Annotated in this window: 22 protein-coding genes; 9 read left to right on the top strand and 13 right to left on the bottom strand. The window is 40.3% G+C overall.

The features are described 5' to 3' along the window. Positions 1-33: 33 nt before the first annotated feature. The 10 genes from F8M47_RS12130 to F8M47_RS02005 form a co-directional block, all read right to left on the bottom strand. Complete coding sequence (locus F8M47_RS12130) at positions 34-783, bottom strand: amino acid ABC transporter ATP-binding protein (RefSeq protein WP_150538547.1); 750 nt, start codon at positions 781-783, stop codon at positions 34-36. 18 nt (positions 784-801) lie between these two features. Next, positions 802-1518 (bottom strand): amino acid ABC transporter permease, encoded by a 717-nt coding sequence (locus tag F8M47_RS12135; RefSeq protein ID WP_150538548.1) that lies wholly within the window; start codon positions 1516-1518, stop codon positions 802-804. A 177-nt stretch (positions 1519-1695) separates the two neighbouring features. Continuing rightward, positions 1696-2478 carry an amino acid ABC transporter substrate-binding protein gene (locus F8M47_RS01970; RefSeq protein ID WP_150538549.1) on the bottom strand — a complete coding sequence of 261 codons (783 nt, stop codon included), beginning with the start codon at positions 2476-2478 and terminating at the stop codon, positions 1696-1698. Between the two features lie 258 nt (positions 2479-2736). Next, positions 2737-3213 (bottom strand): YchJ family protein, encoded by a 477-nt coding sequence (locus F8M47_RS01975; protein ID WP_150538550.1) that lies wholly within the window; start codon positions 3211-3213, stop codon positions 2737-2739. 80 nt (positions 3214-3293) lie between these two features. Further along, positions 3294-4205, bottom strand: coding sequence for a ribokinase (rbsK, locus tag F8M47_RS01980; RefSeq protein WP_150538568.1), 912 nt, complete (start codon positions 4203-4205; stop codon positions 3294-3296). A gap of 121 nt (positions 4206-4326) precedes the next feature. Next, positions 4327-5199, bottom strand: coding sequence for a ribose ABC transporter substrate-binding protein RbsB (gene rbsB, locus F8M47_RS01985; RefSeq protein WP_150538551.1), 873 nt, complete (start codon positions 5197-5199; stop codon positions 4327-4329). Positions 5200-5231: 32 nt separating this feature from the next. Next, positions 5232-6191: a ribose ABC transporter permease gene (gene rbsC, locus F8M47_RS01990; RefSeq protein WP_150538552.1), complete on the bottom strand. Its 960-nt coding sequence runs from the start codon at positions 6189-6191 to the stop codon at positions 5232-5234. 43 nt (positions 6192-6234) lie between these two features. Further along, positions 6235-7716: a ribose ABC transporter ATP-binding protein RbsA gene (gene rbsA, locus F8M47_RS01995; RefSeq protein ID WP_150538553.1), complete on the bottom strand. Its 1482-nt coding sequence runs from the start codon at positions 7714-7716 to the stop codon at positions 6235-6237. Positions 7717-7728: 12 nt separating this feature from the next. Continuing rightward, the gene (gene rbsD, locus F8M47_RS02000; protein WP_150538554.1) at positions 7729-8148 is read right to left on the bottom strand and encodes a D-ribose pyranase; all 420 of its coding nucleotides are present in this window, start codon (positions 8146-8148) and stop codon (positions 7729-7731) included. 130 nt (positions 8149-8278) lie between these two features. Beyond that, on the bottom strand, positions 8279-9268 hold the full coding sequence (locus F8M47_RS02005; protein ID WP_150538555.1) for a substrate-binding domain-containing protein: 990 nt from the start codon (positions 9266-9268) through the stop codon (positions 8279-8281). Between the two features lie 136 nt (positions 9269-9404). On the opposite strand from F8M47_RS02005, the gene gntR reads away from it, so the two are divergent. Further along, positions 9405-10403 (top strand): gluconate operon transcriptional repressor GntR, encoded by a 999-nt coding sequence (gntR, locus tag F8M47_RS02010; RefSeq protein WP_150538556.1) that lies wholly within the window; start codon positions 9405-9407, stop codon positions 10401-10403. 65 nt (positions 10404-10468) lie between these two features. On the opposite strand, the gene F8M47_RS02015 is transcribed toward gntR, so the two are convergent. Further along, the gene (locus tag F8M47_RS02015) at positions 10469-10981 is read right to left on the bottom strand and encodes a gluconokinase (protein WP_150538557.1); all 513 of its coding nucleotides are present in this window, start codon (positions 10979-10981) and stop codon (positions 10469-10471) included. A 176-nt stretch (positions 10982-11157) separates the two neighbouring features. Between F8M47_RS02015 and F8M47_RS02020 the strand changes: the two genes are divergently transcribed. The 5 genes from F8M47_RS02020 (at position 11158) to F8M47_RS02040 (ending at position 15748) form a co-directional block, all read left to right on the top strand. After that, positions 11158-12507 carry a GntP family permease gene (locus F8M47_RS02020; protein WP_150538558.1) on the top strand — a complete coding sequence of 450 codons (1350 nt, stop codon included), beginning with the start codon at positions 11158-11160 and terminating at the stop codon, positions 12505-12507. Between the two features lie 169 nt (positions 12508-12676). Then, positions 12677-13645, top strand: coding sequence for a mannose/fructose/sorbose PTS transporter subunit IIB (locus tag F8M47_RS02025; protein ID WP_150538559.1), 969 nt, complete (start codon positions 12677-12679; stop codon positions 13643-13645). A gap of 14 nt (positions 13646-13659) precedes the next feature. Further along, positions 13660-14454 carry a PTS mannose/fructose/sorbose transporter subunit IIC gene (locus tag F8M47_RS02030; RefSeq protein ID WP_150538560.1) on the top strand — a complete coding sequence of 265 codons (795 nt, stop codon included), beginning with the start codon at positions 13660-13662 and terminating at the stop codon, positions 14452-14454. A 10-nt stretch (positions 14455-14464) separates the two neighbouring features. Continuing rightward, positions 14465-15292 (top strand): PTS mannose transporter subunit IID, encoded by an 828-nt coding sequence (manZ, locus tag F8M47_RS02035; RefSeq protein WP_150538561.1) that lies wholly within the window; start codon positions 14465-14467, stop codon positions 15290-15292. 87 nt (positions 15293-15379) lie between these two features. Then, on the top strand, positions 15380-15748 hold the full coding sequence (locus F8M47_RS02040) for a hypothetical protein (protein ID WP_150538562.1): 369 nt from the start codon (positions 15380-15382) through the stop codon (positions 15746-15748). 165 nt (positions 15749-15913) lie between these two features. Here F8M47_RS02040 and F8M47_RS02045 read toward each other — a convergent pair whose 3' ends face one another. Then, a complete protein-coding gene (locus F8M47_RS02045; protein ID WP_150538563.1) occupies positions 15914-16702 on the bottom strand; it encodes a Cof-type HAD-IIB family hydrolase in 789 nt (262 codons plus the stop codon). A 474-nt stretch (positions 16703-17176) separates the two neighbouring features. On the opposite strand from F8M47_RS02045, the gene mnmG reads away from it, so the two are divergent. The 3 genes from mnmG to F8M47_RS02060 all read left to right on the top strand — a co-directional run bounded on the left by mnmG (position 17177) and on the right by F8M47_RS02060 (position 22222). Beyond that, the gene (gene mnmG / locus F8M47_RS02050; RefSeq protein ID WP_150538564.1) at positions 17177-19069 is read left to right on the top strand and encodes a tRNA uridine-5-carboxymethylaminomethyl(34) synthesis enzyme MnmG; all 1893 of its coding nucleotides are present in this window, start codon (positions 17177-17179) and stop codon (positions 19067-19069) included. Between the two features lie 107 nt (positions 19070-19176). Next, positions 19177-19791, top strand: a complete 615-nt coding sequence (gene rsmG, locus F8M47_RS02055; RefSeq protein ID WP_150538565.1) for a 16S rRNA (guanine(527)-N(7))-methyltransferase RsmG — start codon at positions 19177-19179, stop codon at positions 19789-19791. 226 nt (positions 19792-20017) lie between these two features. After that, positions 20018-22222, top strand: a complete 2205-nt coding sequence (locus F8M47_RS02060; protein ID WP_150538566.1) for a TonB-dependent receptor domain-containing protein — start codon at positions 20018-20020, stop codon at positions 22220-22222. 55 nt (positions 22223-22277) lie between these two features. On the opposite strand, the gene F8M47_RS02065 is transcribed toward F8M47_RS02060, so the two are convergent. Next, positions 22278-22375, bottom strand: a 98-nt coding sequence (locus F8M47_RS02065; RefSeq protein ID WP_150538567.1) for an IS3 family transposase, incomplete at its 5' end; no start/stop codon positions are given.

Here is a 22375-nt window from a genome sequence, read left to right on the forward strand (position 1 = left end):
AATTTTGCTAATTTAAACCGCTTGTTAGAAGGGTTATTCTGCGCGAATTTGGTGTAAGAAACGTTTGGTGCGCTCATGTTGTGGGTTTTGGAACAGTTGTGCAGGAGAACCTTGTTCCACAATTTCGCCAGCGTCCATCACTACCACTACATCCGCCACATCTAACGCAAATTTGATTTCGTGAGTTACCACCACCATCGTCCAGCCTTCTACAGCCAGCTCTTTCATCGTATTCAATACATCTTGCACAAGCTCTGGATCAAGCGCTGAGGTTGGCTCATCAAATAACATTAATTCAGGTTGAATAGCCAAGGCACGCGCAATACCAACACGCTGTTGCTGACCACCAGATAATTGGTACGGATAGAGTTGTGCTTTGTCGGACAATCCCACTTTTGCCAATAATTTTTCCGCTTCTATTTTTGCTTGTTCAGGCGTTTTACCTTGCACAAAAATTGGGCCTTCCATCACATTTTCTAGCGCTGTTTTATGAGGGAATAGATTATAATTTTGAAAAACCATGCCCGATTTACGGCGTAAAGCAAGAATCTGTTTTTTCACATTTTTAACTGAAAAATCCACACTGAGCGGAGCTAATCCATCAAAAGTGATAGAGCCTTGTTCTGGCATTTCCAACGCATTTAAACAGCGTAAGAAAGTCGTTTTACCCGAGCCAGAAGGTCCTAAAATTACGACTACCTGGCCTTTTTTGATTTCTAAATCAATGCCACGCAAAATGGTGTTATCGCCAAAGGTTTTATGAATATTGCTAATTTTAATCATCTTATTATCCGTTAGCTATTATTTCGCTACAAAGCGGTTAAAACGACGTTCCAGTTTTGCTTGAATTAAGAATAAACCCCAGCAGAAGCACCAATAAATCAACCCCGCCTCAATATATACTGGCAAGAAATCATACGACATATTCGCCATTTGCTGTGCCACTCGGAACATTTCAGTTACCGTCACGACTGACGCAAGTGAAGTATCTTTAAACAAACCGATAAAGGTATTGCTTAACGGCGGTACTGCCACTTGAATCGCTTGTGGCGCAATTATACGACGGAAGGTTTGCATATAGGTCATACCGATGCTATAACCCGCTTCCCATTGTCCTTTCGGGACGGAAGAAATCGCTGCCCGCACCGTTTCTGAACCGTATGCGCCGATATTCAGCGAAAAACCAATAATCGCTGCAGGAATCGGATCAATATAAATACCAAGCGCAGGCAAACCGTAAAATACTACCGAGATTTGCACCAACATTGGCGTACCACGAATAATCGAGATATACACCTTCACAATCGCCAGAACAATGCGATGTAAAAGACCATTCACTGGTGTAACACGAATTAGCGCAACCCCAACTGCAATTGCCATACCAATAATAAAAGAGGCTACCGCCAACGGAATAGAAACCAATACAGCCGCTTCCACCATAGGTAAGAACGCATCTATCACTAGTTTCACACGAGCTTCATCCATAAATGGAATTTGCAGTAATAAATTTTCTAACACAGGCTTTCCTAATTAGATGTATTTTTCTTCAAAATCATAGTTTGAATTCTAAGCGATATAGATAGAAATGTATACGTCTAGACGGCTAATCTAACCAAAGAGAAAAACAAGCGATCTAAATTTGCTAATATTTTGCAGATTTAGACCGCTTGTTTAAATTACGTCTGAACCAATCAATTATTTCACACTAATATCACGACCAAAGAATTGTTCGCCGAGTTTTTTCAGTGTACCGTCTTTTTGTAGCTCAACAATAACTTCACTGATTTTAGCCAATGCTTCTTGGTTGCCTTTGTTGGCAATTAAGCCTGCGCCCACTTTGTCGGTTGATTCCCACACAATTTTTAAGCCAGATTTTGGGTTTTTCTTCAGATAATCTAATAATGCTAAATTATCGTTAAAGGTTGCATCTGCACGTTTTTGTTGAATTAATAATAAGCCTTGCGCCATACCATCGATTGGCACGATTTCCGCACCATTCGCACGCGCTAACTCACCATAATTTGAACTTAAGGTTTGTGCAGTTTTCACGCCTTTTACATCTGCTGCTTGTTTGATTTTTTGTTCATCATTACGCACCACTAATGCCGCACCAGACCAGCTATAAGGCTCTGATTTATCAAAAGTTGCTTGGCGCTCTGGGGTAGTTAAGCCTACTTGGTTTGCGACTAAATCAAAACGATCCGCTTTTAAACCTGCTAACATTGCGTCCCATTGGGTTTCTTTAAATTCCACTTTGACGCCTAATTTTTCTGCCACGGCACGTGTTACTTCTACATCGTAGCCTGTTAATTTACCGCTTGCATCATGATAAGTGAATGGCGCATAAGTTCCTTCTGTACCAACTGTGATCGTGCCTTTCGCATGAATTCTTTCAATTAAACTTTGTTTTGCAAATGACGTTGCTGAGGTTACAAGTGCAATCGCTGAGACGGCAACAACTGATAATTTTTTTAACATAGTAGGTTCCTCTTAATGAGATGTTATTAATAGATAAAAAGTATGAGGTTGTGTTGTGGCGCATTATTAGAAAATTTGTGACTAGCTTCAAATAACTAAATAGAATAATAATTAGCGAAATGTTGTAACGATGTTAATTTGAGCAAAGTAATGTTAAGTTGAAAAAGAGATTAGGTATAATCGTTGTAAAAGAAATTGAGCGATTAAAGAGATGAGATAAGGAATTGATTAACCAATATCTAATCAATCCCTTATTTTTTAAGCAAGATATGCCCCGCAACAATGTTTAAATTTTTTGCCTGAGCCACAAACGCAATTTTGTTTTTGAGACGGGAGTGGCACTGTTGGATCAACAAAATACCAACGATGATTGATTTGCACAAATAACGACAATTCGTGGTGTGCTTCAATTCCATTTTCAGTATCAAATAAGGCTTTAAATTCAACTAAACTATGTATTTTGCTGATATTCGGCTGATACGCAATAATTTCTAACCCTGCCCATTTCGTGCTTTCGCCCCATGATTTCATCGCTGCTTGATTTAAAAACTTCTGCTGACTAGCCACCGTGGTTTTTACAATATAATCAATATTGACTAACGTATAAGCGCTATAACGTGAGCGCATAAGTTGTTCGGCATTGGAAGGAAAGGCTTGTTTAAGGTGAAATGGTTGGCAACATTGGTGATAAAGCTTGCCCGATTGGCACGGACAAGCGGTTAAATTTTCTGACATTTTTGCATTCCTCTTTTCGGATATTGTAACGGTGAAAAAAGTGAAATTCACGCAAAAAATGTTGTAATAGAAAAAGGATACTAATTCAGTTCTGCACGCTGTGGAATTGAGTTTTGTGCACCCAGACGCGTCACCGAAATAGACGAGGCTTTATGCGCAAAAACAACCGCTTGTTGCAAGGTTTTGCCCTCTAACAATGCCACTGCTAATGCACCATTAAATGTATCGCCCGCAGCGGTGGTATCTAGCGCTTTTACTTTAAAGCCTTCGATAATTTCACCTTTGCCGTTTTCACTTAAAAACGCACCTTTGGCGCCGAGGGTAATCAATACGGTTTGGATACCTTTTTGATGGAATACATTTGCCGCTTGTTGTGCGGTTTGTTCGTCTGTTACGTGTACGCCTGTGAGCAGAGCAGTTTCGGTTTCATTTGGGGTGATAATATCAATATGCGCCAATAACTCATCCGAAAGCGGTTGAGCTGGGGCGGGATTTAAGATGACTTGCGTATGGTGCGCTTTTGCAATTTTGACCGCTTTTTCAATCGCTTGTAATGGGGTTTCAAGTTGAACCAGTAAACAATCGGCGGTTTCAATTATGGTTTGATGTGCTTCCACCACTTTTTCATCCAGTTTCGCATTTGCGCCTGCTGAAATCACAATGCTATTTTCGCCAGAATCCGCCACTTGAATCATTGCAATGCCCGTCATTTGGTCAGCAATTTCCACAATATGATCGGTATAAATACCGTCGCGCTCGAATGCTTGCTTCATTGCTATCCCAATTTCATCACTACCGATACATGCAATAAAATCCACCGAAACTAATGATCGATCACGCACACGAGCTGCTGCTACCGCTTGATTCGCGCCTTTGCCACCATAAGCAATATGATAAGCGCCTCCTTTAAGCGTTTCACCTGCTTGTGGGAAATAAGGCACTCGCACTACATGATCCGCATTGACACTGCCTAATACACAAAGTTTTTTCATCATTACCTCAATATCGTTCGTACTATTATCGGAAAGGGAAGCGGTCCAAATTTCTGAGAAATTTAGCACATTCCCTCTCCGTTCAAACGCAGAACGTTTTTCACCAACCATTCTGTAAAACTTACTGACTAATCACTTTTAATGGCACTGGAATTTTCGCTTCCACTTTTTCGCCTTTCAGTAATCTATCTGCGGTTTCTACGCCTAGCTCACCAATTTTTTCTGGTTGTTGAGCAATGGTCGCGGCTAATTTTCCGCTTTTCACTGCTTTTACTGCATCATCAGTACCATCAAAGCCAACGACAATCATTTCTTTACCTGCCGCTTTAATCGCTCGTAACGCACCTAATGCCATTTCGTCATTTTGTGCAAATATGGCTTTTGCTGCACCGTGGCTTGCCAGTAAGTTTTCGGTTACGTTTAAACCTTTGGTACGGTCAAAATCAGCAGGCTGACTTGCCAATAATTCAAATTGATTTGCTGCAACGGCTTGTTTAAAGCCTTCGCCTCGTTCACGAGCAGCAGAAGTACCAGCGATCCCTTCTAATTGAATCACTTTGGCATTTTTACCCACTTTTTCCGCAATAAAATCCCCCGCCATTTTACCACCTGCAATATTGTCTGAAGCTATATGGCTCACCACTTCACCTTTGTTGGCGCCACGGTCGAGTGTAATAACAGGAATGTTTTTCTTATTTGCAATCGCTACCGCATTTCCGACCGCTTCTGAATCCGTTGGATTAATCAATAACACTTTAGCGCCACGCACCGTGAGATCTTCCACATTTGCCAATTCTTTTGCGGGGTCATTTTGTGAATCTAACACCACTAATTTGTAACCAAGTGCTTTTGCTTTTTGCTCTGCGCCTTCTTTTAACGTCACAAAGAACGGGTTATCTAGCGTAGAAACGGCTAACGCTAATGTGTCTTGTGCCATCGCTTTTGCACCAAATGCCAAACCTAAAGCAACTGCTAAAGAAGTTAATTTTTTCATAGGAAGCTCCTTTTGAGGATAGAAATAACAAACTACGCTTTTTTGCGGCCAAGAAAGTTATCTAAAATGACCGCAGCTAAAATTACTAACGCTTTTGCCACTAGCTGATAGTAAGAGTCGATATCTAATAAATTCAGAGCATTACTCAGGAAACCAATAATTAATGCACCGATCAGCGTGCCGATAATACGCCCTTTTCCGCCCATTAAACTGGTACCTCCCACAACCACCGCTGCAATTGCATCTAACTCGTAGCCAGTGCCTGCTGTTGGTTGTGCAGAGCCTAAACGAGAAGTGACAATCAACCCTGCTAATGCGGCTAATAAACCGCTTACTGCAAACACGAATAACTTAATTTTATTCACGTTAATGCCAGATAATGCGGTTGCCGACTCGTTACCACCTAGCGCATAAATATAACGACCTATACGTGTTTGGGTCAGAATAAACCAGCCTATAGCGAATAGCACAAACATTACCCAAACGGGCACTGGTACACCAAATAATTCGCCTGTACCAATTTCAGCAAAATAATCGGCATTATCGGAAAAGCCTGTCGAAATTGGACGACCTTCCATATAAATCATGGTTACGCCTCGTAACAACAACATCGTGATTAAAGTTGCCATAAAGGCTTGCACTTTACCAAATGCAACCAACGCACCATTTAGTAAACCAATTGCCGCACCAAACACCAATACCGCTGGCACCACTAAATAAATCGAAAAATCTAAGCCGATAAGTGTTGCCGCCACCGCCCCTGTGAGAGCTAAGACTGAACCAACTGAGAGATCGATCCCCGCAATTAAAATCACAAACGTCATACCGATCGCAATAATTGCATTGACTGAAGTTTGACGTAGGATATTCAATAAATTATCCGCACTAAAAAAGTTTGGATTTAAAAATGACACCACCGCAATAAGCGCCAACAATGCGATGATCGAGCGTTGTTCTATCAGGAATTTTTTGAGATTAAAAGCTTTGTTCATATTGATTCCTTTTGCAAAATTTGAGTTAAATTCGACCGCTTGTTTATTTACCAATTGCTGCCGCTAATACTTTTTCTTGGGTCGCTTGCTCACGGAAAAACTCACCACTAATAGCACCTTCTCGCATCACAATAATGCGATCGGACATCCCTAATACTTCTGGCATATCACTGGAAACTAAAATAATACTCAACCCTTCCGCTTTAAATTTATTGATGAGTTGATAGATTTCTTTTTTAGCACCAACGTCCACCCCTCGGGTCGGTTCATCTAAAATCAGCACATTTGGGCGAGTCATCAAGCCTTTGGCGATCGCTACTTTTTGCTGATTACCACCAGAGAGTTCACCGATAATTTTATCGGGGCTCGGGGTTTTAATATTGAATAAATCAATAAAATCTACCACGGTCATTTGTTCTTTGGCATGATTGATTCGCCCCCAGTGAGACAAATATTCCAGCGCGGTTAGCGACATATTTTCTTTGACAGACATCCCCAAAATTAAGCCATCGCCTTTGCGGTCTTCCGAAATATAAACAATGCCGTTATTCAATCCATCTTGGCTAGAGCGATTGTCGACTAGTTTGCCGTCTAATTGCACTTCACCAGTCGTTTTTGGTAATGCACCGTACAGCACTTTCATTAATTCGGTTCGCCCTGCCCCCATTAGCCCTGAAACACCGAGAATCTCACCTTTATGTAATTCAAAAGAAACGTTGTTTACGCCACTACCCGACAAGTTTTTCACCGCTAAGCGAACCTCGCCGATTGGATTATTGATATGCGGATATTGATCTTCTAACTTGCGGCCAACCATCATTTCAATTAAGCGATCTTCGGTTAAATCTGCTACTGCACTTTCGCCGATAAATTGACCATCACGTAGTACAGTAACATCATCACAAATTTGGAAAATTTCTTTTAAACGATGAGAAATATAAACAATACCTCGTCCTTCCGCTTTGAGTTCTCGAATCACGCTAAACAATGCTTCAGTTTCAGTATCAGTAAGCGCATCGGTCGGTTCATCCATTACAATCACTTTGGATTCAAAACTGAGTGCTTTGGCAATTTCGACCATTTGTCGCTCACCGATTGATAATTCATTAGCAGGCAAACGGCTAGAATGCTTTACCCCCAAACGCGCTAACAAGCGGTCGGATTCTTGATACATTTTGCGCCAATCAATCCCTCCCCAAGCATTGGTAAATTCTCGCCCTAAGAAAATATTTTCTGCAATTGACAAATTCCCCAAAATATTGAGTTCTTGATGAATAATGCTTAGTCCAGCCTCTTGTGATGCTTTTGGATTCGCAAAACTGACCGCTTTACCGAGGTATTCAATCGTGCCTGCATCCCGCTGATAAATTCCTGTTAGGATTTTCATCAGCGTTGATTTACCAGCACCATTTTCGCCCATTAATGCCATCACTCTGCCTGCATACACATTCAAACAGGCATTTTTGAGCGCTTGCACACCTGGAAAAGCTTTGTCTATACCACTGATTTTTAACAAGATTTTCATATTTTTCTCACACTAAAATGGCACACCCGAGTAGAGAATTACATTCGCATAAGGCGAACATTCGCCCGTGCGTATCACTGCTTTTGCTTGATTACTACGCTGTTTAAATTCGCTATGCGCAATATATTCAATTTCGATACTACGCCCTTGTTGCTGTTCAATTTCATCAATGATTTCAATAAGTTGTTTTTCAACGCTTGGATTAAATTGTTTAATATCTTGCGCTAATACAATACGTTCGACAAAGAGTTCAGTGAGCACCACTTTCAGCGTTGTCACAAAACTTGGCACACCTTGAGTGAGGGCTAAATCAACACATTGTTGCTCAGAAGGAATCGGCAACCCCGCATCGCAAATGGTTAAACCGTCTGTATGCCCAAGGCTTGCAATCACGCCTGAAAGTTTTGCATTTAATAGTGCTGTTTTTTTCATATTGCCTCCTTTGCTCTCAACAAAATGTTGGAATTACACCTATCGAAACGTTTCGATGAATAAAAAATAGAAAATATCAACCAAAAAAGCAAATGCTTCTTTTCAGAATTGAGAGTTCTATCACAATTTTTTAAAAGGAACGGCGAACGATCAGTTCAGGCGTTAATTCAATTTCTTGATAAGCACTGTCTGGTTGCTGAATGCGGGCGATCAAGCGTTCCACCGCATTTTTAGCCAAACGGGCTTTGGGTTGATGAATAGTAGAAAGTGGTGGCGCAAGGTATTGTGCTAATTCGATATTATCGTAACCGATCACCGCAATATCTTCGGGAATACGTAATCCTGCCAGCCATGCGGCTTGATATACACCGATTGCAATGCTATCGCTCATCGCAAAAATCGCTTGCGGGCGAGGCGTAAGCGCCAGTAATCGACTGGCACATTCAAGCCCTGCTTGCGAATGGAAATGCCCCTCGACAATCCACTCTGGGTGTAATTGTAAATTATGTTGCAAAATTGCCCGCTTGTAGCCTTGTAAACGGTTTTGGGTATGCGATTTGGACTGTTCCCCTGTGATCACTGCGATATCACGATAACCTGCATCAATTAATGCTTTTGTTGCAAGATAACCACCTAATTCTGAATTTTCGTGAACTTTATCTGCTTTTAACGCTTGTTGCCACCAGTCGATAATCACCATAGGTAACTGAATATTTGCCATAACACTTTCATCCAGATCTTGTGGTTCGGAACACATCAGCAATAAACCGTCCACTTGTTTGCGTAACAAGCGGTCTAAATGTTGCTCCAAATTACGTGTTTTACCATCGGTATTCACTAAAATTAAATGGTAATTATGTCGCTCACAGTAGCGTTCCACATGGCGTACTACCTCCGCAAAGAAAGGGTTACTACTGGTGGTGACTAACATACCAATCGTGTTAGTTTCTTTCACTTTTAGGCTACGTGCAACTAATGAAGGGGTGTAATTGAGATCCGCTACCACTTTCTCAATACGCTGGCGAATTTCATCACTCACAAAACGAGAATTATTGATCACATGAGATACAGTGGAAGTCGAAACGCCCGCAATGCGAGCAATATCTTTCATTGTTGCCATAAAATCGCCTTACTTACCTTATTTAAATAGCGCCTTGCAAAATCTAGCTAAAATCTTACCGCTTGTTATTTTACAAATAAAACATAAAATCGTAGTTTTCGCTAAAATAGCGACAAACTTCACAAAATTCACCATTATGAGCAAACATAAACGCCCTACATTACAAGATATTGCCGAACATTTAGGCATTACTAAAATGACGATAAGTCGCTATTTACGCAATCCTGCCTCTGTTGCTGACGAAACAGGCAAACGTATTGCGGTGGCGATTGAACAATTCGGCTATATACCCAATCGTGCGCCCGATATTTTATCTAATGCCAAAAGTAAAGCGATCGGCGTTTTGTTACCGTCTTTAACTAATCAAGTGTTTGCCGATGTACTCAAAGGCATTGAAAGCGTAACCGATGTAGCAGGCTATCAAACGATGCTGGCTCACTATGGTTATAGCGAACAAAAGGAAGAACAACGAATTGAATCATTGCTTTCTTATCATGTGGATGGACTGATTTTATCGGAAAATCAACATAGCGAGCGTACGCTCAAAATGCTCAGCGTAGCAAAAATTCCTGTGATTGAAATTATGGATACGGCTGAAAAAGGCCTACAACAAGCGGTCGGATTTGATAATATTTTTGCCGCACAAGCAATGGTCGAAACCATGATTAAAAGAGGTTGTCGTCAAGTGGTCTATTTTTCCGCCAGGATGGACAAACGCACCCGCTTAAAGATGCAAGGTTACGAACTTGCTATGCAAAAGCATAAACTAACGCCTTACACTATTGCCACTGAAGAGCCATCATCTTTCACTTTAGGCGCTCGACAACTGCATATTGCGTTGGAAAAATATCCAAATATGGACGGTATCTTTTGCACCAATGATGATTTAGCAATTGGCGCATTATTCGAATGCCAACGGTTAGGCATTAAAGTTCCTGAACAAATTGCCATTGCAGGATTCCACGGACACGATGTAGGGCAATCAATCACTCCACAACTTGCTAGCGTTATCACCCCTCGGTTTGAAATTGGCAAAGTTGCCGCCCAACAACTGTTAAACCGCATTAACCAGCACCCGATCCAAGATGAAGTAATTAACTTAGGCTATAAAATTCATATTGGGGAGAGTATTTAGAAATAGAAAGCGGTCAAATTTCACAAAAAATGACCGCTTGTACTACTCAACATTCCATTTAATTTCTATAGTGAGAGAATGGCTTGTTCACATAGCGCTACTACGTCTTCAAAACTACCACTAATATCAATGCGAGTTACATCAGGTTCATCAGCTTGCGGGATTTCGAGTGTTTCGAACTGACTTTTTAGCATTTCGGTTTTCATAAAATGCCCTTGACGCTTTTTCATACGTTCTAAAATTAATTCAAATGGACCATGTAGGTGAATAAATCTCACCTTTTGATTACCTTGGCGAATGTGATCTCGATATTGTTTTTTCAATGCCGAGCAAACAATAATGCCAATTTCATTTTTTTGTTCAAGACTAAATGCCGCATCATTAATGCGTTCTAGCCATGGAAAACGATCTTGATCATTTAATGGCTGCCCTTGGGCCATTTTTAGGATATTAGCTCTTGGGTGCAGATCATCACCGTCAATTAATTTAATCCCTAGACGGCGTGCGACTTCGCTGCCAATACTCGTTTTTCCTGTACTGGAAACCCCCATTAGAATAAAACTTTGACCAGATTTCATAGCCATTTCCTCCTGTTAAATACAACATAGCAAATTTTAACGTTTAATGTTACAGGTAACATTAAATTTTGTGAGTTAGCTCTCAATTTTAAAATTAATTCTAACATTATATTTACAACACAAACGTTTAAATTTATGTTACCAGTAACAATTAAATACTTCTGAATGAGGTTCTTATGTTAATTTTTATTATGGTTGTTGCGATAATCGCACTGTTAGTATTGATTATAAAATTCAAAGTACATGCATTTGTTGCATTGCTGATCGTCAGTTTATTAACCGCATTAGCGGCTGGTATTCCTGTTGATAAAATTCTGCCAACCTTGCTAACAGGCTTTGGTAATACGCTCGCTTCGGTCGCATTATTAGTCGGCTTAGGCGCTATGATTGGACGTTTATTGGAAATTACAGGTGGCGCTAAAATATTAGCCGATACGCTAATCAATAAATTCGGTGAACAAAAAGCGCCCTTTGCATTAGGGGTGGCGGCGTTGCTATTTGGTTTTCCGATTTTCTTTGATGCGGGTCTAGTAGTGATGTTACCCATCGTATTTAGTGTAGCGAAACAGTTTGGCGGTTCCGTATTACGTTATGCCTTCCCTGTAGCGGGGGCATTTGCGGTCATGCACGCATTTTTACCACCTCACCCAGGTCCAGTTGCCTCTGGCGATTTGCTTGGTGTGAATATGGGATTAATGGTTCTGGTCGGTTTAATTTGTGCGATTCCAACTTGGTACATTGGCACTTACTTATTCAGTATGCTTGTGAGTAAACGTGTTTATGTCGAACTTCCAAAAGCATTTTTAAACAGCTCTGCCATTAGTGAAACCTCGGTACAAACGCCTCCTTCATTCGCTAGAGTATTATTTATTTTGCTATTACCAATTTTCTTAATTTTATTTGATACAGGTTTAAATACCTTAAGCGTAGCAAAAGTGATTGATGGATCCGAACTTTGGGTGCAAAGCCTACGTTTAATTGGTAAAACACCTGTTGCACTATTAATTACGTTATTGTTGGCAATTATGCTGTTGCGTGGTGAACGTAGCTACGAACAAATCGAAAGCTTATGTAACAATGCATTAGGTCCAATTTGTTCAATTATTTTAGTCACAGGCGCTGGCGGTATGTTTGGAGGGGTATTACGTGCAAGTGGTATTGGCGATGTACTCTCTGCAATGCTTTCGGATACTGGTATGCCAATTATCGTTGCAGCTTTTATTATTGCGGTAGCAATGCGTGTCGCCCAAGGTTCAGCAACCGTTGCACTCACTACGGCAGCTGCTTTAATTGCACCAAGTGTTGCAAATGCGACTGATTTAAGTCAGTTTGACCTTTGCTTTATTGTGATTGCGATAGCTTCTGGTGCAACAGTGCTTTCTCATGTGAATGATTCTGGTTTCTGGCTAATCAGCCGTTTCTTAGAAATGGATACTAAAACCACCTTAAAAACTTGGACAATGCTTGAAACCTCAATTGGTGTGGTAGGTTTTATAATTGCTCTTATCGGTAGTATTTTACTTTGATTCAACCAAGCCTTTTGTAAATAAGCAAAAGGCTTTTTTTATAAAAAACTGATCTAGATCTCATATTTACGATTATCTGTTTGCAAAAAAGCAAACGATTGCATATGCTCGCAACACCGCTAAAGCGGTTTAGCAAACAAATACAACACAACTTATACAGAGGTGAAAAATGGTGCATTTGATCATCGCCGCTCATGGCAAATTAGCTATTGAGTTGGTCAATTCCGCACAAATGGTATATGGAGAAACAGAGAATGTTCATCCTGTTATCTTTGTGCCAGGAGAAGGTCAAGATACGCTAGTCGAAAAATATGAAGCGATTATTGCAACGCTTCAACCTACCGATAGTGTATTATTCTTGGTCGATTTATTTGGCGGTAGCCCGTACAATGCGGCTGCCAGAATCGTAGCAAAACGTCCGCAAGACGATATTGTTACAGGCACAAACCTACCAATGCTACTCGAAGTAATGGATGCCTCAGCGGAGGCTAAAACAGCAACAGAACTGGCTTCCACCGCTAAAGAAGTCGGACATTTAAGCGTTAAAACCTTCCACAATCCAGACTCAATCTCTCCAACGTCACAAGCTGAAACAACCACAGAAGAATCATCTAGCTTACCAGCTAATTATGATCCTAATGGGCGTATGAATATCTCATTAATGCGAATCGACAGCCGTTTAATTCATGGGCAAGTGATGACTTCGTGGGCAAAAACAGTGAAATGCGAGGCAATTTTTGCGATCAGCGATGAAGTTGCCAACGATGATATTCGTCGAGAATTGTTACTGCAAATTGTACCTGAACACTTAAAAGGCTATGTCATCACGGTCGATAAAGCAATCAAAGTATGGCACAACCCGAAATATGCGGGAAAAAATATCATTTGGATTGTAACAAACCCATCCGATGTTGTTCGCCTTATTGAAGGCGGCGTAAAAATTAACACGGTAAATGTTGGTGGTATGACCTTCCGTGAAGGCGATAAATTAATCTCTCAAGCGGTGGCCATCAATCAAACGGATTTAGCCGCATTCTACAAACTAATCGATTTAGGCGTAGAGATGTCGCTCCAACAAGTGGCCGCTAACAAAAAAGAACCGCTTGATAAAGCCCGTCTTGATACAATCAAATTCTAATTAAGGATTCAATTATGACTAGTATTGAAATTATTTTAGTAACCCTTGTGGCTGCGATTTGTGGTATGGGTTCTGTGCTTGATGAACGCCAAACTCACCGTCCATTGGTAGCTTGTACACTAATTGGCTGGGTGTTAGGCGATTTACAAACAGGTATTATCGTTGGCGGTACACTTGAAATGTTAGCACTTGGTTGGATGAACGTGGGTGCTGCAATGGCTCCAGATGCTGCATTAGCTTCTGTGATTGCTGCTATTCTTGTTATCAAAGGTGGTCAAGATAAAGGTACTGCCATTGCGATTGCCGTGCCAGTAGCGGCAGCTGGTCAGGTGCTCACCATTTTCGTACGTACCTTAACCATTTTCCTACAACATAAAGCAGATAAATTTGCTGAACAGGCTAACTTCCGTGGTATTGAATTTTGCCATTTTGCAGGGCTTTCATTACAGGCATTGCGTGTCGCGATTCCAACTTTCTTCGTTGCACTTGTGGCCGGGACCGATACAGTGACTGAAGCATTAAATGCAATTCCTGAAGTAGTAACTCGTGGCTTACAAATTGCTGGTGGCTTTATTGTGGTTGTAGGTTATGCGATGGTAATTAATATGATGCGTGCAGGCACATTAATGCCATTCTTCTTTATGGGCTTTGTAATTGCTTCATTCTCAAACTACAACTTAGTAGGTTTGGGTTTCTTAGGTGCGTGTTTAGCAATGCTTTATATCCAATTAAATCCACAATTTAACCCGTCAGCAAATGCGCCTCGAACTACTAAAAAATTAGCGGATAACGAGTTAGAAGGTCTATAAGGAGTAAATTATGTCAGAGAAAAAACAACTTACCAAAGCAGATATTCGTGCAACTTATTGGCGTTCAACTTTCCTGTTAGGATCATTTAACTTTGAGCGTATGCAATCTATGGGCTTCTGCGTGTCGATGATCCCAACAATTAAACGTTTATACAGCCGTAAAGAAGATCAAGCAGCCGCATTAAAACGCCATTTAGAGTTCTTCAATACTCAGCCTTGGGTTGGCTCGGCGATTATGGGCGTAACTTCTGCGATGGAGCAAGAACGTGCTAATGGTGCAGATATTGATGATGCAGCAATCAGCGGGGTAAAAGTCGGTCTTATGGGACCTCTTGCTGGGGTGGGCGACCCCATTTTCTGGGGAACGTTACGCCCAGTTCTTGCCGCTCTTGGCGCAGGTTTAGCGATTAGCGGTAGTATTTTAGGTCCATTATTATTTTTCATCGGTATCAACCTTTGCCGTGCGCTCACTCGTTGGTACGGCTTCAAATACGGCTATCAAAAAGGAACAGAAATTGTATCGGATATGGGAGGTGGTCGTCTGCAAAAAGTAACCCAAGGCGCATCTATTCTCGGTTTATTTGTGATGGGGTCCTTAGTGTCGAAATGGACGAGTATCAATATTCCGTTTGAACTTTCTCGCTATAAAAACGCCATGGGCGAAGAGGTTGTTACCACGGTGCAAAGTGTGTTGAATGACTTATTGCCAGGACTTGCCGCATTGCTACTGACCTTCTTCTGTATGTGGTTATTACGTAAGAAAGTTAATGCGATGTATATTATCTTCGGTCTATTTGGTGTGGGCATTTTAGGTTATTGGTTAGGTATTTTAGCTTAATCAAAACAGATGCCATTTACCCTCTCTTTCGTTAAGAGAGGGTATTTTTTATAATGACAAGCGCTCAAATTTACAGGAAATTTTGCTATGGATTTAAAAAAAGCACTTAAGGGACCCGAACAGCCTTATATCAAAAATAGCTCAATGCTTATTACCGCCTTATTTATTATTGCAGGCGTATTGTATTATCCAACGCATGGTTACGGCTCAGTGATAGCACTAGCCGCTGCGGTTATTGTGATGTTCGGTCAAAAAATGTTAATTAGTCAAACCCGTAAATATTTCGCTGAAATGTACGCGGCAAAACAGCAATTTGAACTTTCTAACAACCTAGATTATTTGGAATTTATCCGCTTGCGTGCAACGCAAATGTTAAACGATAACAAAGTGCTTTCTGATCAAGCTAAGCAGGAAATTGAGGTACTGCTACAATTTGTACAACAACATACTGATTAATCGAAAGCGGTCTAATTTCCTCAACATTTTCGGTATTCCGTAGCAGTTACATAAGCATTTTTTGTAAGGACGGGCAGAAGATCCGTCCCGACATCATTGAAATAAATTCGCTCTTTTGTGCATTTTCAACATAATTTCGAAAATGTTGACTGCTTGTTACTTGTCTTAAAATAGCTTATTCAAAACTAAAGCAATACCATCTTCATTATTTGAAGCGGTGACATAATCTGCAACAGCTTTTACCTCATCAGGCGCATTCGCCATGGCAACACTAAAGCCTGCGTATTGCAACATATCCAAATCATTAAAATTATCGCCAAATGCCATAATTTGCTCGGTATCGAGCCCCATTTTTTGCTGCATAAAACGGATCGCGGCGGACTTCGTCGCCTCACGATTCATAATCTCCAAATATTCCGCTTTGGAACGATGAATCGATAGTTGCGGAAATTGTGGCTTTAATTGCGTTTCTAACCGCTGAATCTCGCTCGCTTCTCCAATCACCAACACTTTGTGCGCTTTGGTAAGATTTTCGCCTTTTTTGACCGCTTGTAAGCCTGTAATTTTCGCTTCTTGTTGCGTCCAGCAATTATCAACATCATTGCTAAACCAAAGCGTGTCTAAATAGTAATTGATCGATAAATGTTGAAAAGGCTGTAACTGTTGATCTAGTTGTGCAAGATCATTTGCTTCAATAGCTACACTATAAAGTGGGCTAAGATCACGATCTAATATTAATGCTCCACTGTAACAAATGATCGCTTGAGCGGTTTTAAGTTGCTGAGTATAAGGCGTGATAGCTAAAGGAGGGCGTGCTGAAACGAGGATAAAAGGAATGTTTAATTGAGTTAAACGCTGAATAGCGACGAGCGTATTTGGGCTAATTTGATGCTGATCATTGAGTAACGTGCCGTCAATATCGCTAAAAACCGCTTGATAATGAGTCAGTTGCATAAGGTTTACTCCTCTATTTTACCTTGTATATTTGTAGCCTATTATATGCTTTTTAAACAAAAATTAATCAAAATAATTTATTTTTACCTGTGGATAACTTATCATTTTTCTCTTTAAAACTTGAGATCTACTCTTGAATAACTTTTAAAATAAACCTATCTGTGGATAACTTTGCTATTTATCCACAATTAAGATCGAACTAACATTCAAGATCTTTATATAATAAGATCGTTTCTAACCCCCTGATTTTACATAGGAAAACGGAGTTATCCTCATAAAAAACGTTATCTAATAATAACTATAATAAAGATCTTTATATATAGATCTCTCTTATTAATAGCGATCCAAAGATCACAATATAGATCTTAGATTTAGATCCTAAAAATGCATTTTCCAGATCGTGCGGTTTTAAGGTAGAATAGCGATCTTTTTATTTAAGTAAAATTTGAACATAAAACAAGCAAGGCAAAGAAAATGATTTATCGTGAAATTTACGATGTAATTGTGGTTGGTGGTGGCCACGCAGGGACAGAAGCAGCGCTTGCGCCTGCCCGTATGGGACTAAAAACCCTACTTTTAACACATAACGTAGATACTTTAGGGCAAATGTCTTGTAACCCAGCTATTGGCGGTATTGGTAAAGGGCATTTAGTAAAAGAGATCGATGCGATGGGTGGTTTAATGGCGATTGCAACCGACCAAGCAGGGATCCAATTCCGTACTTTAAACAGTTCGAAAGGGCCTGCTGTTCGTGCTACTCGTGCGCAAGCAGACCGTGTGCTTTACCGCCAAGCGGTGCGTACTGCGTTAGAAAATCAACCGAATTTAGATATTTTCCAACAAGAAGTGGTTGATATTTTAGTTGAAAATAACCGAGTGGTTGGTGCCGTAACCAAAATGGGACTTACCTTTAAAGCACGTTCAGTTATTTTAACTGCAGGGACTTTCCTTGCAGGTAAAATTCATATTGGTTTAGATAACTATACGGGCGGCCGTGCAGGTGATCCTGCGGCAACGATGTTGGCTGATCGCCTGCGTGATCTCAATTTACGTGTAGATCGTCTTAAAACGGGTACTCCGCCACGTTTAGACGCGCGCACGATCAATTTTGATGTATTAGCAAAACAACATGGCGATGAACAACTTCCAGTGATGTCATTTATGGGCTCGGTAGATCTTCACCCACGCCAAATTCCTTGCTATATCACGCACACAAATGAACAAACCCATGATTTGATCCGTAATAGCTTAGATCGTAGCCCAATGTACACAGGTATTATTGAAGGGATCGGTCCTCGTTATTGCCCATCGATCGAAGATAAAGTCATGCGCTTTAGTGATCGTAACAGCCATCAGATCTATCTTGAACCTGAAGGGTTAACCACAATTGAAGTTTATCCGAACGGCATTTCAACCAGCTTACCGTTTGATGTGCAAATGGGGATCGTGAATTCAATGAAAGGTTTAGAAAACACACGTATTCTTAAACCTGGTTATGCGATTGAATATGATTATTTCGACCCTCGTGATCTCAAGCCAACTTTAGAAACTAAAGCAATTGAAGGTTTGTTCTTTGCGGGTCAAATTAACGGTACTACGGGCTATGAAGAAGCTGCGGCTCAAGGTTTATTAGCGGGTATTAATGCGGCATTACAGGTACAAGGCAAAGAGGCTTGGTTCCCAACACGTGATCTCGCTTACACAGGTGTACTGGTTGATGATCTTTGTACATTAGGCACAAAAGAGCCATACCGTGTATTTACTTCACGTGCTGAATATCGTTTATTACTACGTGAAGATAATGCGGATATCCGTTTAACGCCAATTGCTCAGCAATTAGGTTTGATTGATGATGCACGTTGGGCAAGATTCAATCAAAAAATGGAAAATATTGAGCGTGAACGTGAGCGTTTAAAACAAATTTGGATTCACCCTCAATCTGAACATTTAGCTGCGGTAAATGAATTGGTGAGTAGCCCATTAACCCGTGAAGCAAGCGGTGAAGATTTATTACGTCGCCCAGAAATAACTTATGACAAGCTAACTCAAGTTGCTGCATTTGCGCCTGCTTTGGAAGATAAACAAGCAGCAGAACAAGTAGAAATTTCGATTAAATATCAAGGCTATATCGAACATCAACAAAACGAAATCGAGCGCCATAAACGTCACGAAAACACGCTTATCCCGCCAGAGTTTGACTACGACAAAGTAGAAAGCCTCTCTAACGAAGTGCGAGCCAAACTTATGCAGCATCGCCCAGTTTCTATCGGACAAGCGAGCCGCATTTCAGGGATTACGCCTGCGGCGATCTCGATTTTACTGGTGAATCTGAAGAAACAAGGCATGCTGAAACGAGGCGAGTTATAATTCCTCATTTTAACCTGTATTAAGCGGTGGCTTTTTAGTAAAAATTTACAAAAAATCACCGCTTATTTATAGGTATTTCCTCAAAAAATACATAAGACATTTGCAAAATGAAACAAAAATTAGACCGCTTGTTAGAACAGGCGAAAATTAATTTGACCGATCAGCAGAAAGAACAATTGCTAGGGTTTGTTCGCCTTCTGGATAAATGGAACAAAGCTTACAACCTGACTTCGGTGCGTAATCCCGATGAAATGCTGGTGAAACATATTCTTGATAGCTTAGTTGTAAGCAAACATTTACAAGGCGAAAGCTTTATTGATGTTGGTACTGGGCCAGGTTTACCAGGGATTCCATTGGCGATTGCTAACCCCGATAAGCAATTTGTGCTATTAGATAGCCTTGGTAAACGAATTACGTTTATCAAAAATGCGTTACGTGAGCTTGGCATTCATAATGTGGTTACTGTGCAAAGTCGTGTGGAAGAATATACCGAGCAACAATTTGACGGAGTGTTAAGCCGAGCTTTTGCAAGCCTGAATGACATGGTTGATTGGTGTTATCACCTGCCAAATGCGCAAGGTAAATTTTATGCACTAAAAGGTATTTATGCTGAAACCGAAGTACAAGAAATCAAAAAGCCAGTTCAATTAGAACAAGTGATTGAATTAACCGTTCCCGAATTAGTAGGTGAGCGAAATTTAGTGTTATTGCGTAAAGCATAACGCATACGAAACCAGAACAAGCGGTCTAATTTCCTTTATTTTTTGCAAATGGCATGAAATTTAGAAATTTGACCGCTTTTTATTTGCATTAGTGTAAAGCGTTACGTTTTACTTTTAGTTATTAATTGATTGTTTTATAGATTAAAGGTTATTGAATTTTATTGGGTTTTAAATAAGAATAATTATCAATTTTTATTGTCAGTAATAATTGCTTTAAGGAATAAATATGTTTTCAAAAAATTATCTCGCCATTTGTATTTCTGCATTATGTGCTAGTGCTTATGCAACGGAAGCTAGCGTGCAATTATCGGAAGTAACCGTAACCGAAAATGCCAATGCAATACCTCAATATGAATTAAGCATTGGGAAACAACAGATTCAACAAAAACAAGCGAGCGATATTAAAGATATTTTTGCTGATGAACTTGATGTTTCTGTAACCGAATTACAAGCAAGCCGTTCAGGTAATAATGGTATTAATGTGCGAGGTTTGCAAGATAACCGTGTTGAAACCACGGTAGATGGTATTGAACTGCCAGAAGCACAAGAAGCAAAACATTTTATTGCTTATGGCATGGAATTTGGGCGAGGCGATTATATTGAGCCAACTGCATTACGCCGTGCTGAAGTTTCTTACCAAGGTTCAGAGCGAACGCTTTCAAATAGTGTGAACTTTGTCACCTTAGAGCCTCAAGATTTACTAAAAGGTAAAAATTACGGTGGTTTTATTGGTTCAGGCTATGCGAGTAAAGATAATTCAGGTTATTTGAGCGCAGGTGCTGCGACTGCAGTGGGGGCTTATCAAGGTATGGTGATGAGTACGGTTCGTAGTGGTGATGAAACAGAAAATGAAGGTTCGGTAGGGGGAGAAGGTGAGGCTCGTACCAAACCTAATCCAGCAGATATACAAAATGTTTATTTACTGACTAAACATCATTATCAGCTTAATGAACAACATCAAGTGAAATTTGGCTTTGAAAGCTTAGCACGCAAAATGGAAAGCGATTTATTATCTAAAAATAGTACTCGCATTGATCTGCGTTCAGGTGTTCAAACATCAGGAACTACAACAGATCACGTTAAACGTCATCGTTTTTCTCTAGGACATGAATATCAAAATCAAGATAGTGCAATTCAGCGTGCAACAACTCACCTTTATTTCCAAAATGCACGAACAGCGAATGACCGCTTACGTCAATCCGCAACCAATTACCGCCATGAAACATCAGAAAGTAAAGCGAAAACATGGGGCTTTACCACAGATTTAATTTCGGTGATTGATTCCCATATTCCGCAAGTTTTACGTTATGGAGCAAGTTATAGCCGTACGGAGCTGAGTAATTATCTCTATTTAGATCGTCCTGCTTATGGATCTGTTGCGAATGAAAAACCAACGGCGGATGCTAAACAAGATAAAATTACAGGCTATATTGAAGATCAAATTGCATTGGGTGATTTTGTAATCACGCCACACTTAGGCTTTGTACATTATCGTGTAAATCCATCTATGGCAGGAAATTATGTACAAGCAGGCGCTCGGGATGTACAAATCTCAAAACAGCACGAAACTAAATTTACCCCGAAATTTGGTATTGAATGGAATATTGCACCACAATTTGCTCCATTCTTTCAGTATTCTCGAGGTATACGTACGCCATCTTCACAACAATTAACCTCTTCTTTTGGGGAAACAGTGCAATATTTTGTGCCAGGAAGAGGTATGCAAACAGTTGAAGTGGCTGTAGTAGGTAACCCTAATTTGAAATCTGAGATCGCTGATAACTTTGAGTTAGGGCTAAAAGGAAAAACCAGCGACATTCAATATCGCATTGCTGGTTACTACAACCGTTATAAAAACTTTATTGATTGGCGTGATATTACTCGTCAAATGACAGGCTATACCCAATTCTTACAATATCAAAATAGCGATAAAGCTAAAATTTATGGGATAACGGCAAGTGCAAAATGGCATTTCTATCAAGATTTTTATGCTAATGCAGGTATCGCTTATAGCCGTAGTAAAGCGGAAAATAATGGTGAAAGAACGCCAATTAATAGTATTCAACCATTAAAAGCGAGACTCGGTTTAGGCTATGAAGGTGAGCAATTTGGTGCTGATGTGCATTGGACTTATACACGAGCAAAAGCTGATAAAGATATTAATGGCTCAATGTATAACCCAACAGGTGGTTACAGTTTGGTTGATCTGAGTTTCTATTGGAAACCTGTGCAAGATTTAACACTCACAGCTAATGTGAATAATCTGTTTGATAAAAAATATTGGAATTGGAACGATATTTCTTATCTAGCACTACTAAAAGGCGAAGCAACAACCTCAGGAAATGCGCCAATTGGCATTGATGCGACCAATGCAGATCGTTATACCGCTCCTGGTCGAAACTTTAATGTTGGCATTCGCTATGAATTTTAACGGTTCATTAAATCAAACCTCCCTTATTGATCTGACCCCAAAAAGTTAGACACATTTAATTCAAGGACTGGGTTCTGTATTCAACAGGGCTTAGTCCTTTTAGTTTCACTTGAATACGCTCGTGGTTATAGTAATACATGTACTCGTGAAGGG

Origin of the sequence: Actinobacillus vicugnae, from assembly GCF_901687125.1 — a bacterium.
GTDB classification, from domain to species: domain Bacteria; phylum Pseudomonadota; class Gammaproteobacteria; order Enterobacterales; family Pasteurellaceae; genus Actinobacillus; species Actinobacillus vicugnae.

Bases quoted from the DNA above. Each gene is read 5' to 3' on its own strand.
- F8M47_RS12130 (WP_150538547.1), bottom strand. From the start codon at position 783: ATGATTAAAATTAGCAATATTCATAAAACCTTTGGCGATAACACCATT.
- F8M47_RS01970 (WP_150538549.1), bottom strand. From the start codon at position 2,478: ATGTTAAAAAAATTATCAGTTGTTGCCGTCTCAGCGATTGCACTTGTA.
- F8M47_RS01975 (WP_150538550.1), bottom strand. From the start codon at position 3,213: ATGTCAGAAAATTTAACCGCTTGTCCGTGCCAATCGGGCAAGCTTTAT.
- rbsK (WP_150538568.1), bottom strand. From the start codon at position 4,205: ATGAAAAAACTTTGTGTATTAGGCAGTGTCAATGCGGATCATGTAGTG.
- rbsB (WP_150538551.1), bottom strand. From the start codon at position 5,199: ATGAAAAAATTAACTTCTTTAGCAGTTGCTTTAGGTTTGGCATTTGGT.
- rbsC (WP_150538552.1), bottom strand. From the start codon at position 6,191: ATGAACAAAGCTTTTAATCTCAAAAAATTCCTGATAGAACAACGCTCG.
- rbsA (WP_150538553.1), bottom strand. From the start codon at position 7,716: ATGAAAATCTTGTTAAAAATCAGTGGTATAGACAAAGCTTTTCCAGGT.
- rbsD (WP_150538554.1), bottom strand. From the start codon at position 8,148: ATGAAAAAAACAGCACTATTAAATGCAAAACTTTCAGGCGTGATTGCA.
- F8M47_RS02005 (WP_150538555.1), bottom strand. From the start codon at position 9,268: ATGGCAACAATGAAAGATATTGCTCGCATTGCGGGCGTTTCGACTTCC.
- gntR (WP_150538556.1), top strand. From the start codon at position 9,405: ATGAGCAAACATAAACGCCCTACATTACAAGATATTGCCGAACATTTA.
- F8M47_RS02015 (WP_150538557.1), bottom strand. From the start codon at position 10,981: ATGAAATCTGGTCAAAGTTTTATTCTAATGGGGGTTTCCAGTACAGGA.
- F8M47_RS02020 (WP_150538558.1), top strand. From the start codon at position 11,158: ATGTTAATTTTTATTATGGTTGTTGCGATAATCGCACTGTTAGTATTG.
- F8M47_RS02025 (WP_150538559.1), top strand. From the start codon at position 12,677: ATGGTGCATTTGATCATCGCCGCTCATGGCAAATTAGCTATTGAGTTG.
- F8M47_RS02030 (WP_150538560.1), top strand. From the start codon at position 13,660: ATGACTAGTATTGAAATTATTTTAGTAACCCTTGTGGCTGCGATTTGT.
- manZ (WP_150538561.1), top strand. From the start codon at position 14,465: ATGTCAGAGAAAAAACAACTTACCAAAGCAGATATTCGTGCAACTTAT.
- F8M47_RS02040 (WP_150538562.1), top strand. From the start codon at position 15,380: ATGGATTTAAAAAAAGCACTTAAGGGACCCGAACAGCCTTATATCAAA.
- F8M47_RS02045 (WP_150538563.1), bottom strand. From the start codon at position 16,702: ATGCAACTGACTCATTATCAAGCGGTTTTTAGCGATATTGACGGCACG.
- mnmG (WP_150538564.1), top strand. From the start codon at position 17,177: ATGATTTATCGTGAAATTTACGATGTAATTGTGGTTGGTGGTGGCCAC.
- rsmG (WP_150538565.1), top strand. From the start codon at position 19,177: ATGAAACAAAAATTAGACCGCTTGTTAGAACAGGCGAAAATTAATTTG.
- F8M47_RS02060 (WP_150538566.1), top strand. From the start codon at position 20,018: ATGTTTTCAAAAAATTATCTCGCCATTTGTATTTCTGCATTATGTGCT.